This window comes from Pseudobutyrivibrio xylanivorans, assembly GCF_008935055.1.
Taxonomy (GTDB): domain Bacteria; phylum Bacillota; class Clostridia; order Lachnospirales; family Lachnospiraceae; genus Pseudobutyrivibrio; species Pseudobutyrivibrio xylanivorans_A.
In genome coordinates, this window is the sequence record NZ_CP043028.1 from 1,766,547 (window position 1) to 1,780,278 (window position 13,732).

Below are 13,732 nucleotides of genomic sequence, written 5' to 3' on the forward strand. Positions count from 1 at the left end.
AACAGCCGATTACTTCTCTTTTTTCATGGTAAAATATTACCATGATCAATCAAACCAATTCTTATAATACTCTAAATCAGGGCGTTTTACCATTTTTTATTTCAGATTGCTTGGATATCTGTGATCCGGTTTTTACTTTTGACGAACTCGTGGGAGGTATGAATCTTGAGAAGTATCTGAAAAATGTGCCAGAGCATAAGCTTGGCAGAATCAGATATAATCCAGTCAAAATGTTGAAAACCGTACTATTCGGTTTTATGAGTGAAGGATATATTTCACTAAGAGGACTTCAAGAAAACTGTAGGGTTAACATTCGATTTATGTATCTTATGGACAGGGAAACTCCTTCTTACAGAACCTTCAGCTATTTCATAAACGATGTGTTAAAGGATTCAATAGAGGATATTTTCAATGATATTAATCAGGAAATATTCAGCAGGCATAAAGTTGACCTGAATCATCTTTATATTGATGGTTCGAAGTTTGAAGCTAATGCTAACAAATATACTTGGGTATGGAAGAAGGCCACGGAAAAATCCCGTTACCGTCTTTTTGAAAAGATTACTAAATTACTGCAAGAAATCAACAGCGATCTTCAGTGGAGCGGAATCAAGATTGAGACTAATACAGAGTACATGCCTGAATATATGCGCCAGATAACAGAACGGTTTTCTGAGATATGGAAGCTTGATACTTCAACTTTTGTTTCAGGAAAAGGACATAGGAAAACCGTCCAGCAGAGACAGTACGAAAAGCTTGTAGAGTACACAACAAAGCTCAATGAATATGTCACAAAAATCAGCATCTGTGGAGAAAACAGGAACAGCTATTCAAAGACAGATCCTTCCGCTACATTCATGAGAATAAAGACCGACTACATGGGAAACGACCAGCTTCTTCCCGCATACAACGTTCAGATTGGTGTAGCTGATGAATACATAGCAGTGTTGATGTTAATCAATACAGATCTGACATGGACTGCTTCATACCGTTGATGAATAAGTATTATGAAACATATGGCTTTTATCCAAAATATCCTGTGGCTGATGCTGGATATGGCTCGTTCAATAATTATATCTTTTGCGAGCAAAAAGGCATGAAAAAGTACATGAAGTTCACAATGTTTAAAAAGGAGACGACCGATAAGAAATATCACAACGATCCATTCAGAGCTGTTAATTTTGAGATCGGTGATGATGGGAAAATGCGTTGTCCTAATGGGAGGAGCTTCAACTTTCTATACAGGCAGCATGTAAAAGGAAACCAGTATGGCCGGCAAGAAGAAGTCTATCAGTGTGAAGACTGCAGTGGTTGTCCCTATGCATCGAAGTGTAAGAAAACAGATAAAAACAAAACCGTAAGAATAAACGAAGAACTGACCGCTATGCATCAGGAGGTTATAAATAATCTTGAAAGCATCCAGGGAGCACTCCTTAGAATGAACAGATCCATTCAAGCGGAAGGTACTTTCGGAATCATAAAAAATGATCGTTGGTATAAAAGAATAGTCCGAAAAGGAATAGAATCCGTAAAACTTGAGGTTCTTTTGGTTTCAATAGGTCATAACTTATATAAATATCACAATAAAAAGATGCGTCTCCAAGAAGCTGCCTAATCAAAAAAGTTTGTAGTTTTTTGGGGAAAGGGGCATTATACTCTATTTTTGCCAGAAACAGCATACCTCACAAAAAATGATATAAAAAGGGAGCTGGAAAAAATGATTATCTCATTTTTTCACAGCCCCTTTTTATCTTATTTATATGAAAACTTAGTGTTATTTAGTTCTTCCAATGCTTTCCGTTTACTGTAACATTTCCAAGGTCACAATCCACATCAAACTTTACATCATCTGTGCTCTTCTTTGTAGTGATATCAATATTGCCCATGTCACAATCAGCTTCTACTGAATTGAAGTCGCCCTCAAGATAAACATCACCCATATCGGCATCAGCCTTAACATAATCACTTACGCAACCCTCAAGTCTAATTTCTCCAAGATTAGCTACAAGAGAAATCTTTTCAGCTGTAACATCATTAAGTCTCACGCTGCCACAATCAGCATCTGCGATAAGCTTCTTGCTGTTAATGTTGCTGATTCTGAGTTCGCCTAAATCCAGGTCTGCATCTAGTAGCTTTAATTCAACATTGCTTGGAACATATACTGTCAAATGGTAATTATCGTCATCATGGTTGCTGTTTATTTTATTAACCTTCTGAGTTATCTCAAGCTTGTCGCCATTACGGTTAACCTTTGGTGCATACGCCTCTGGATATGTGTATTCAACCTTGAATTCTTCACCTTCTAAAATCTTTACAGCACCTGCATCCATACTAAGCTCTATTGTATCAATGCCACTCTTTCCGTATGTGAACTCCTCTGTAACTGTTTTTGTGCTCTTGAATATGTTCAGGCCAAACCAGCCACCTACATTTATCCAAATGCCAACCACGATTGCTGCCAAAGTCACAATCCAAAGTATTAATAAATATACCTTCTTGCTCATTAGTCTTCCTCCTTCTCAAATACAGTTACCAAAATCTTTCTAAGAATCCATGCGATAATCCAAATTACCCATGAACTAGGCCAGTTAAAGGTAAGGAAGCTATAGATTAAATAAATGCATGTAACTGTAGGCCAATATACTTCCATAATTACTTCTGCTGTCTTGCTAGTGTACTCGATATCGTCCTTATCCCTGCCATACTTTCCACTGATTGTCTCTCTGTCATTAATCTTTAAAACAGTTTCAAAGCCGCCGCTAATAACACCACTATAAACAAAGAGGAATACTCCAATTGCTACGAAAATAAACATTCCTGCAGGTGCAAAGGCTGATTCGTCAAATAGTATGCATGGAATAATACTTATAACGCAAAGCACACATCCAATTGTTAATGAAACTGCTCTGAATGATTTGAATGCTGAACGCATGCCACGGGTCATATCTGCTGTAGCCAAATCAATCTTGCAGGCTTCCTTCTCTATATATCTCCATTCACCACCGATGACACCGCTGTATACAAAAAGTCCAACTGCTGTTCCAATAAAGATAAACATTAGCGCTGGGCCCAGTGAATCAGCTCTGCTTCCGCTATTAATAACATCTGCAAGCATTGGTGGCACAAGACTAGTGATACAAAGGAAAACGCCTATTGCAATTAAAAGTGCTCTTTTCTTCTGTGTCTCAATGTAGTCTCTAATCTCATCCATAGTTACGAAGCGTCTTGGCTGCTCATGCTCACGCTCATGAACCTCCTCAACCTCTTTTGTGAGGCCAAGGTCCTCTGCCAATTCATCAAGATTTCCAAATTCAGCAATGACTGTTCCCACTGCCTCGTTCTCGCTGATACCATCAGCTATCATCTCGTTATACTTATCTTCCATCATTTGAAGCAGCTCAGCCTTTGCCTTTCTGACTTCTGGTGTATTTGCCATGCTGGCAAACATTGCTTCAAGATAACTCTTTATTGTTTCCATATTTTTCTCCTCTAAAAACCCTATTGTTCAATAAATCGTTCAATTACATCTTTGGTGAGTTCCCATTCCTCACATTTGGTCCGGTAAAAATCCTTTCCGACATCTGTCACTCGGTAATAGGTTCTCTTTTTTCCATTGCCCTCTGGATCCGGGTCTGCCACAAATGATTCTATGTATCCGTTCTTTTCCATTCTGTTGAATGCTGAGTAAAGAGTTGTTTCTTTGATTATGTATTTCTCATCGGAAATTTGCTTAATCTGTTTTGAAATTTCATAACCATAGGATGGCTCTTTTATCAGGATGCTAAGAATCATGGTGTCGTTGTAGCCGCGGATAACATCGCTACTGATTTCTACCATATTCATCCTCCTTTATCTGTACGGGAAGACGCAGCATCTATGATTGCCTGCGGCAATGGCTGCGTCGTGGGAGTACTACGACTATCGTAATACTACGACAGTCGTAATACTCCATGTGTTGAAGTAAATATACTACGACAGGCAAAGTATGTCAACACCATTTTTAAAAATTTTCTGAAAACATAAAAATTCGTCAAAAAAGAGCCACAGATTGGCCCCGTTCCAATCTGTGACTCTTAAATCTAATATGCTATTTTCTTAACTCTTATAACTCCTCGCCGTTGCTGGCAATAACATTCTTGTACCAGTCAAAGGATTTCTTCTTACGACGAGCAAGTGTACCTGTACCGTCGTCATACTTTTCAACATAGATAAATCCGTAACGCTTTGCCATCTCGCCTGTTGAAGCGCTGACAAGATCGATGCAGCCCCATGGTGTGTAACCCATAAGGTCAACGCCATCCTTTACAGCCTCGCGCATCTCAGCAATGTGCTTTCTAAGGTAATCAATTCTGTAATCATCATTGATTGAACCATCAGCCTCGATTTCGTCGCGTGCTCCAAGACCATTCTCAACAACCATAAGTGGAATACGATATCTGTCATAGATTTCATTGAGAACATATCTAAGACCCTGTGGGTCAATCTGCCATCCCCAGTCAGATGACTCCAGGTATGGATTCTTTCCGCCGAGAATGAGGTTGCCCTCACCTTCGTTAGCTGCTGGATTAGCACTAATTGTATTTGACATGTAGTAGCTGAAGGTATAGAAATCAACAGTTCCCTGCTTAAGGATTTCCTCATCGCCTGGCTCCATCTTGATAGTGACACCAAGTCTGTCCCAAATACTCTTAGAGTATGCTGGATACTCTCCACGTACCTGCACATCTGAACAATACCAGTTAACCTCGCGCATGTGCTCCTGATTTGCAATGATATCTGCAGGATTGCAGGTTGCAGCGTAAGATGTTACGAAACAAATCATATTTCCAATTTTGTACTCTGGATAGTTGTCATGAGCATACTTTACAGCAAGTGCTGATGCTACAAACTGATGATGAAGAGCCTGGAATCGCTCCTGTGGCTTGTTTGGAACCTCTGTTACAGGTCCTGTATAGCCCTTTACTGTTCCTGTAGATAAAACAGCACCCATTGGCATTGTGCCGGCATTAATCTCGTTAAAAGTAAGCCAGTACTTAACCTTGCCCTGATATCTTGCAAAGATTGCCTTGCAGTAATTCATAAAATACTCGATGAGTTCACGGCCTTCCCAACCATTATATTTTTCTACAAGTGCATATGGCAATTCGTAATGAGAAATAGTAACAAGTGGCTCGATGCCATGCTTCTTGCAGCAATCGAACACCTTGTCATAGAATGCAAGACCTGCTTCATTTGGCTCAGACTCCATTCCTGTAGGGAAGATTCTTGTCCAGTTGATTGATGTACGGAATACCTTAAATCCCATCTCTGCGAAAAGTGCAATATCTTCCTCATAGTGATGATAGAAATCAATTGCCTCGTGTGAAGGATAAAGTGTATTTGGCTCAATAGTAGTTGTAATTCTCTTTGGAGTTGTATGACTACCATTTGTGCACATATCTGAAACAGATGCACCCTTACCATCTACGTTCCATGCTCCCTCAAACTGGTTTGCAGCAACTGCGCCTCCCCATAAGAAATCTTCTCTAAATGTTCCCATTATTATTGCCTCCATTTCATTGCATATATCTTAATAGTTTATGGGGCTCAATGAGCCCCATATGTTTTATCTTAAAGTAATGTGATTAAATCGTTTCCGTTAACTACCTTCTTAGCGTCTGTAGGAATGATGTCAGCATACTTATCAGAGTTTGTGATTACGACTGGAGTCTCTACTGAGTATCCCTGAGCCTTGATGTAATCGATATCGAACTCGAGAAGAAGATCTCCTCTCTTTACAGTATCACCCTGCTTTACCTTTGGTGTGAAGCCCTTGCCCTCGAGCTGAACTGTATCCATACCAACGTGGATAATAACCTCTGCACCGCTAGCTGTTGTGATTCCGATAGCATGACCTGTTGCGAAGAATGCAGATACAGTTCCGTCTGCTGGAGCGTATACCTTACCCTCTTCTGGAACGATTGCAACACCCTTACCCATTGCCTCTGAAGAGAATACCTTATCCTCTACTGCTGTTAAAGCCTTGATTTCGCCCTTGATTGGAGCAACAAGGATTTCACTATTTGATGAGCCTGTTGACTTAAGCTCTTTGTTTGCTGCTGGAGCTGAGTCCTTGTACATAATCATTGTAAGTGTGAATGATACTGCTACTGCAACAAGAATTGAGATGATTACCCAAATCATGCTGTAAAGGCTGTTTGTATTTGGATCAATGTAGCATGGAAGTCCGAATAAACCAAGACCACCCATTGTGTAAGACTTAACACCTGCTACTGCAGTGATGATACCACCTGCTGCACCACCGATACATGAGATAACGAATGGTGTCTTCTTTGGAAGTGTAATACCATAGATACATGGCTCAGTTACACCGAATAAACCTGAAATAAATGCTGGAACAGCGATGTCCTTAAGCTTCTGATCCTTTGTCTTAAGAATCATAGCAAGTACTACTGCTGACTGTGCGAATGATACACAGAAGTATGGTGAAAGGATAAAGTCATATCCAAGTGAACCATAGTTGATCATTGCAAGTGGAACGAGACCCCAATGTAAACCGAAGATTACAAGTACCTGCCACATAGCACCGATAAGTGCACCTGCGATAATTCCACCAACAACTGGGATGTTATATAATCCGCCGAAGATAAGTGTAAGTAAGTTACATACAACTGTTGCAACTGGACCAATTACAAGATATGTAAGTGGCATCATAATTCCAAGAACACAAAGTGGAACGATGAATGTCTTGACAACATCTGGAATATGCTTCTTGAAGAACTTCTCAAGCTTTGCTGCAATGTAAACAGCTAAAACAACTGGAACTACTGACTGTGTGTAACCAGAAGCTGGCATGATTACAGGAATTCCGAACCAGTCTGTCATGTAATCCATAGAGAATGATGTACCAGCGAATACTGTTCCAAGAACCTCAGCGCTCTTAAGAGCAACCATGTTTGGATATGTAAGACCTACACCAAGTGCCATACCAATAAATTCGCTACACTTGAACTTCTTAGCTGATGTGTAACCTAAGATGATTGGAAGGAAATAGAAGAAACCATCACCTACTGCGTTCCAAATCTCATAAGCACCGCTTGTTGTTACGTCAATGCCATAAACGCTGCTTGCAACGAATGACCAAACTGCAAGTAAACCTTTGATGATACCAGCTGCACATAATACAGAAAGAAGTGGCTGGAATACACCAGAAATAATATCGATAAGAGCAGCTCCTGCGCTCATCTTTTCCTTTGGACCGTCATCATCTACTGATGCTGCACCTGAAATACCAGCGTGCTCACAAACTACATCGTATACATCAGGTACGTGGTTACCAATTACTACCTGATACTGTCCACCAGACTGGATAACAGTAACAATACCGTCAGTGTTCTTTAAAATCTCTGTGTTTGCCTTGCTTTCATCCTTAAGCTTGAAGCGAAGACGTGTGATACAATGTGTAATACTCTTAATGTTGCTCTTACCACCAACATTCTGGATGATAATACGAGCTAAGCCATCATATTTGCTTGCCATTTTAATTAACCTCTCTTTGTTTTTCCCTATATTTTTATCTTTTTCAGACCCTGCGCACTGGTCTGTAAAAATTCCAATAAAAAAACCTGTGCACAAACATAGAGACATAGTTTGACTCTATGACTTGTGTACAGGTTTAGCCGACTCTATCGCCGTAACTATCCTATAGCTTTTTGTTTTTCTATAGTTTTTCTATCAGTAATTCGAGAAATATGCACTACTAAATAAAGCATTTCCTCATCTGTAATTTCATTATCTGGAAACTTGGATTCCATATAGCTCTTAATGCGGGTTGCGCATTTGTAAGCATCTGGAAATTTGTTTTTCATCATGCAAAACATTTCCACATTATCCTCTGGATAATACTCGCGCTTTTCAGCTCGCTGTAAGAAATATTTCAAATGAGTAACAAATCTTTCATATGACAGAGTGTTTTCATCAAGCTCTGAATTGAAAGTAAATTTTACAATGCTAACGATATCGCTAATCACCTCTGATGTTTCAAGAGTGTGATGCATGTTACCATCTAATTCCGCATTTACGATATGAAGTGCAAAAAAACCTGCCTCATCATCTGGAAGAGTCGCTCCAAGCTTTTCCTTGATAATCGAAAGAGCATGGCAGCCTATGCTATACTCAGCCTTATAGAAATTCTTGATTTCCCAAAGAAGCTTATTTCGTAAATACGTACCATTTTGGGCTCGCTCTATTGCGTATCCAAGATGATCTGTCAAAGTGATGTATATATTATTGCAAAGACGCTTATTTAAAATCTCCTCTGCGTACTTGATGATTTCGTCTGCCACCTGAATCTGTTCATATGGCATTTCTGAAACCAACTGCTTAAACTGTTCACTAGGCTTTTCCATGACGAAGGTTTTTTCTATTTTACTTTCGTCAATCTGATCACCACATTTTTTCTGGAAACAAAGACCGCATCCCGTATAAACTATTTCGTTCCCCTTGTCATCTGTGACCAAGGCTGCATTATTATTTAATATCTTTTTTATTTTCATTCCCTAATGATTCTTTTCTAAAAAATTCTCGTAAAATAAAAAACGACCAAATCGCTCCCATACAATAATAACATAACCATGCATGATGGTTAAAGGGCGATTCAGTCTTGCCTGCCTTACAGTAACAATCCGAACTTGTTTGTTTATGTGTATACTTTACAAGTAAATCTTAACTTTGTAAACCCCATTAAGTAATGTTTTACGTTTTGTCAAAAACCCAGTTTCACAATTTGTTCACATCTGACAAAAAAGTGGCTATCTGGACCTTTCCCAGATAGCCACTGAATTTTCAATAATAAAGTCTCCGCTTAAGCTGTCTCTACAGCAACCACTCTAAGTTCATTGCTAGATACAAACTCTGTCTTAATGCCCTCACGATTGAGCTCGAAAGCCTTTCTGAATACCTCATCAAGTGTTGCACAGCTAATGATTTCCCCGATTGTCATGTTATTTTTCCTCCTAAAAAATTCTTACTGACTATTCTATCGGTCAGCATTTTGTTTTCTTTAACTTTTTTCTGAAGAAATAATAACATTCAATTAATCACACAAGTGTCACACTACAAAAACAGCCAAACTGTTACAGTAACAAGCCTTAGTGTTTCTTTCTTCAGCTAAATGCTTCATCCAGAAACCTAAGAGCTTGTCACTTACAGCTCGGCTTATTTCTACTTGAAAGTTACTATCGTTACGCCGGCATCGCCTTCTCCGAATTCGCCCAGGTGGAATTCAGCTACATTCTTACACTTGCGAAGATACTGCTGCACACCTGCACGAAGTGCTCCAGTTCCCTTACCATGAACTACTCTTACAGATGTGAGATGACTGATGTATGCGTCATCCAAATATTTTTCGAGCTTTGCAATACCCTCATCTACTGTACAGCCTAAAAGATTTATCTCTGGGGAAATTGATGCAGCCTTATTGAAACCACCGTAAGTCATATTCTTGACTCTTGTGCCCTTCTTAGGTACAAACTTATCCTCTTCTTCAATAAGCACAAGATCTTTAATATTTACAGTTGACTTCATAATACCCATCTGAACAGTCAAATCGCCCTTTGAATTTGGCACAGTACATACATTTCCTGTCAAATTCATTGAAAGCACCTTTACTCTGTCGCCAACATGAAGGTTTGTTGGAACATTGTGGTTCTCCTGAACCTCCTGCTTTTCCTTAGACTTACTCTTAGCCTTGTTTACACCTTTACCAAGAGCAGCACGCTTTGCCTCCATAGCGGAAATATTTCCGCCGCCCTTGCCAAATTTATTGAAGTCTCGAATAGCCTCATCTGCAATATCCTTAGCTTCCTGAAGGATTGCTGCTGCGTCCTCATGGGCCTGTCGGATAAGCTCCTCGCGCTGTGATTTAATCTTTTCTTCTTTAGCAGTTGCGTTTGCAAGCTTTGCCTCTGCCTCTTTAAGTGCTGCTGCTGCCTCAGCTGCATCCTCCTCAACCTGATGGCGTTTCTGCTCCAAATCTACCATCAAATCCTCAAAAGATTTATCATCCTCTGAAAGACGTCCCTGGGCATCCTCAATAAGGTCCGCTGGAATTCCAAGCTTGGATGAGATAGCAAAGGCATTGGACTTTCCTGGCACGCCAATTATCAGGCGATATGTTGGGCTAAGTGTCTCCAACGAAAACTCACATGAGGCATTCTCTACTCCCTCTGTGGAAAGGGCATACACCTTTAGCTCACTATAGTGAGTAGTAGCCATTGTACGCACATCAAGTGTGTGCAATCTGTCAAGGATTGACTGAGCAAGCGCCGCACCTTCCTTAGGGTCAGTTCCAGCACAAAGCTCATCTATAAGGATTAAGAACTGTGGCACCTTGTCAGGTGTAGCTGTTCCGTGGATAACCTTCGAATGAACAAAATCTTTTTTATTCTTTGCTATCAGTTCCTCTGTCTCATGTGAATAACTTCCACCGTTAATAGCCTCTAAAATGTGGACAATATTCACCATATGAGATGAGAATGTGGACAGCGACTGTTCGATTGACTGCTCGTCACCAATATCTGCATAAATATCATCAAATACAGCAATTTGGCTTCTATCCTTTGCAGGAATGTGAAGACCAGCCTGTGCCATAAGTGTAAGTAGACCACAGGTCTTAAGTGACACAGTCTTACCACCAGTGTTAGGACCTGTTACAAGCAAGAGATTGTAGTCCTCACCCAGCTTAATATCCGTAGCAACTACCTTCTTAGGATCAAGCAATGGATGACGTGCACCACGAAGATTTACAATACCATCCTCATTAAACTCAGGGCTGCTTGCGTTGAGCTCGATGGCATAACGTCCCTTTGCAAGTATAAAATCAATCTCTGTGAGTAATTCGTAATTACGAATTATCCCCTCTGAAACCTCAGCGATTCTGTTGGAAAGATTTGCAAGTATTCTTTCGATCTCATCCTGCTCACGAACCTGAAGCTCACGCATCTCGTTGTTCAAATCAACTGCCTGCATAGGCTCGATGAAAAAAGTGCTTCCAGTTGATGACTGGTCATGAACCATTCCAGGAACGCGTGATTTGTAATCAGAACGAACTGGAAGACAATATCTTCCCTGACGCATTGTCACGACTGGCTCCTGTAGATAGCCTCTTGTTGTACTGTTATTTAAAAGAGAGTTCATTACGCTCTTTATTTTTTCATTTGTGCGCTGCATTCCTCGACGAATTTCAAAAAGAGCTGTGCTGGCATCGTCAGCAATGGTCTCCTCATCAATAATGCATCGTCTAATCTCGTTAAGTAGTGCCACCTCTGGAGAAAGGCCGTTGAAATAGAAGCTAAGCGCATCCTCATCTTCCATCTGGCTGCCGTACTTTGCAACGCGCTTTGTAACCTCTAACACTGAAGCCACAGCAAGAATCTCATCTATTCCAAGTGATGAGCCCAGTTCCAATCTTGCAAGTGATGGGCGTAAATCAGTAGTTCCACTGGCGCTTACATCTGAAAACTTCACAAGACGATTGAAAGCACAGGCTGTTTCCTGCTGCATTATCTTAATCTCTTCAATATCATTTATTGGGAGTAGCTGCTGGCATCTGAGCTTACCTGATTCGCAGGTAGCCTTCTCTGCCAATCTAGCCACTATTTTGTCATACTCAAGTGTCTTTAAAACTTTAAGATTCATTTCTAGTCCTCAAATTTGTACTTTATTATGTCTATACTCAACTCCTGCATTTTACCTAAATAATTACTTAGACTCAAGAGCCTGCTGTTCATTTTTAATTTCCCAGTGAATTAGAAATGTCAGTGCTGCTCGCAGTAAGATAATAGCCCCAAGAATACCAAGCTCCGACCATTCTCTGACAACAACAGTTCTAAGGACCTCTCCTCCAAGCTTAAACTCAAGTGCTATGGCAATACCTTGGGCAAGCTCTAGTCTTATAGAGTTTTCTTTCTTTATCCAAAGAATGAAACTCTTTACTGCTGTATATACTAGAACACAGATACCAAATGACTCCAGTAAAAGTGTAGCCAGCCCAACCACATAATAAAGTATGTTCTCAGCATTCTGATATAAAGCTTCCATGTGACATTTCTCTCCCTTCTAAAAATCCCCCATCGGGACAAAAGCCTAATGGGGGACACAGAATTCAGTAGCACTATTAACTTAGATTTCTCTATTTTTTATTTCAATGTAGGATTTAACAACCTCGATGAGACGATCATAATCCATAACGCCAGTGTCAAGGCAGAAGTCGTAGTTGCGAGCATCGTTCCAATCCTTGCCTGTGTAATACTTATAGTAGTCAGCACGGTGCTTGTCGATATCATGCATACGCTTGATAAGTTCCTCATCTGTTCCGCTAACCTGACGGCGAAGACGCTTTAAACAATCCTCTTCTGACGCATAGAAGAAAAGCGAAAGCACATATGCTCTATCCCTAAGAATAAAGTCCGCGCATCTACCAACGATAATACAGCTTTGAGTATTGGCAATTCGTTTGATTACATCAGCCTGAAGTTCAAAAAGATTATCATCTGAAGTAAATGCCGCATACTCTGGGCTCAAAGGTAATCCCTTGTAATGAGCTTTTGCAGACATAAAAATCTTTCGCACATGTTCGTCTACTTCGCCAAACATCTCCTCGTTAATTCCACTTTGATCTGATGCCATTCTCAAGATCTCTCGGTCGTATACAGGAATCCCCAATTCCTTGCCGAGCTTCTTTGCAAGAGTCAAGCCTCCTGAACCATAGCTTCTTGCAATGCTGATAACCAGCTTTTTCTCATCCCCCATGAAGTAACCTCCCTTAATATAATACGCCAGTCACGCTTACAAGCCTTGGTATTGCCCCGTCGCGAGATTGGCTCCTTTGGCAACACCAAGAGCTTGTCTGCTACTGGCTCATATAACTAAAATTTCCAAATCTTGTAAGAAATGCTTACTCTCCTAAATATGCTTTTTTTATTGAATCATCGTTCATTAACTCAGCGGCATTTCCTTCAAGCACGATGTTGCCTGTCTCGAGGACGTAGGCGCGGTCGGCGATGGCGAGAGCTTTTTTTGCATTCTGTTCTACAAGAAGAACTGTTGTGCCGGCTTTGGAAATTGACTGGATGATATTGAAGATTTCCTCTACGTAAATAGGCGAAAGTCCCATTGAAGGCTCATCCATAAGAATAATGCGTGGCTGACTCATAAGTGCACGTCCCATGGCAAGCATCTGCTGCTCACCACCTGAAAGAGTTCCAGCCAGCTGATTCTGACGTTCCTTCAAACGAGGAAAGCTTTCGTAAATACGCTCAAACGCATCCGCAATTTCCTTCTTGTTACTTCTAGTATATGCTCCCATTTTCAAGTTTTCAAGTACTGTTAATCCAGCAAAAACTCGGCGTCCCTCTGGAACGTGAGCCATGCCCATAGAAACAATCTTATGCCCCGGAATCTTTGTAATATCAACTCCTTCAAGCAGCACCTGCCCAGAGGTTGGTTGAAGCATACCAGAGATGGTCTGTAAGGTAGTGGTTTTGCCTGCACCATTAGCACCGATAAGTGCAATAACCTCACCTTCGTTTACCTCAAATGAAATTCCTTTCAGTGCCTGGATAACTCCATAATTTACAACTAAATTTTCTACTTTTAACATAAAACCTCTAATCCGCATTTCTCACGCCCACAATCCTTAGATGCTCTTCCGATGACTACATGTCATTCTCCA

Annotated in this window: 11 protein-coding genes and 1 pseudogene; 1 reads left to right on the top strand and 11 read right to left on the bottom strand. The window is 40.5% G+C overall.

Annotated elements, in window-relative coordinates:
• The first annotated feature begins 41 nt into the window (after positions 1–41).
• Positions 42–1,615, top strand: a pseudogene (locus FXF36_RS17010) (IS1182 family transposase).
• A 163-nt stretch (positions 1,616–1,778) separates the two neighbouring features.
• Here FXF36_RS17010 and FXF36_RS08095 read toward each other — a convergent pair.
• From FXF36_RS08095 to FXF36_RS08140, 11 genes are all read right to left on the bottom strand, one after another.
• Entirely contained in the window at positions 1,779–2,504 is a 726-nt protein-coding gene (locus tag FXF36_RS08095; RefSeq protein WP_151623272.1) for a DUF4097 family beta strand repeat-containing protein, read from the bottom strand.
• On the bottom strand, positions 2,504–3,478 hold the full coding sequence (locus FXF36_RS08100) for a permease prefix domain 1-containing protein (RefSeq protein ID WP_151623273.1): 975 nt from the start codon (positions 3,476–3,478) through the stop codon (positions 2,504–2,506). Before FXF36_RS08100 ends, FXF36_RS08095 begins: the two co-directional genes overlap by 1 nt.
• Positions 3,479–3,498: 20 nt before the next feature.
• Positions 3,499–3,837 carry a PadR family transcriptional regulator gene (locus tag FXF36_RS08105; RefSeq protein ID WP_151623274.1) on the bottom strand — a complete coding sequence of 113 codons (339 nt, stop codon included), beginning with the start codon at positions 3,835–3,837 and terminating at the stop codon, positions 3,499–3,501.
• A gap of 265 nt (positions 3,838–4,102) precedes the next feature.
• Positions 4,103–5,539: a glycoside hydrolase family 1 protein gene (locus FXF36_RS08110; protein ID WP_151623275.1), complete on the bottom strand. Its 1,437-nt coding sequence runs from the start codon at positions 5,537–5,539 to the stop codon at positions 4,103–4,105.
• Between the two features lie 71 nt (positions 5,540–5,610).
• Positions 5,611–7,539 carry a beta-glucoside-specific PTS transporter subunit IIABC gene (locus tag FXF36_RS08115; RefSeq protein ID WP_151623276.1) on the bottom strand — a complete coding sequence of 643 codons (1,929 nt, stop codon included), beginning with the start codon at positions 7,537–7,539 and terminating at the stop codon, positions 5,611–5,613.
• 158 nt (positions 7,540–7,697) lie between these two features.
• Complete coding sequence (gene licT, locus FXF36_RS08120) at positions 7,698–8,555, bottom strand: BglG family transcription antiterminator LicT (RefSeq protein WP_151623277.1); 858 nt, start codon at positions 8,553–8,555, stop codon at positions 7,698–7,700.
• Positions 8,556–8,863: 308 nt separating this feature from the next.
• Positions 8,864–9,001 carry a hypothetical protein gene (locus FXF36_RS16280; RefSeq protein WP_167511326.1) on the bottom strand — a complete coding sequence of 46 codons (138 nt, stop codon included), beginning with the start codon at positions 8,999–9,001 and terminating at the stop codon, positions 8,864–8,866.
• A gap of 221 nt (positions 9,002–9,222) precedes the next feature.
• The gene (locus tag FXF36_RS08125; protein WP_151623278.1) at positions 9,223–11,697 is read right to left on the bottom strand and encodes an endonuclease MutS2; all 2,475 of its coding nucleotides are present in this window, start codon (positions 11,695–11,697) and stop codon (positions 9,223–9,225) included.
• 63 nt (positions 11,698–11,760) lie between these two features.
• A complete protein-coding gene (locus tag FXF36_RS08130; protein ID WP_151623279.1) occupies positions 11,761–12,099 on the bottom strand; it encodes a DUF1622 domain-containing protein in 339 nt (112 codons plus the stop codon).
• 81 nt (positions 12,100–12,180) lie between these two features.
• Positions 12,181–12,810: a cytidylate kinase-like family protein gene (locus tag FXF36_RS08135; protein WP_151623280.1), complete on the bottom strand. Its 630-nt coding sequence runs from the start codon at positions 12,808–12,810 to the stop codon at positions 12,181–12,183.
• Between the two features lie 145 nt (positions 12,811–12,955).
• On the bottom strand, positions 12,956–13,660 hold the full coding sequence (locus tag FXF36_RS08140) for an ABC transporter ATP-binding protein (protein ID WP_151623281.1): 705 nt from the start codon (positions 13,658–13,660) through the stop codon (positions 12,956–12,958).
• Between the last annotated feature and the right edge of the window lie 72 nt (positions 13,661–13,732).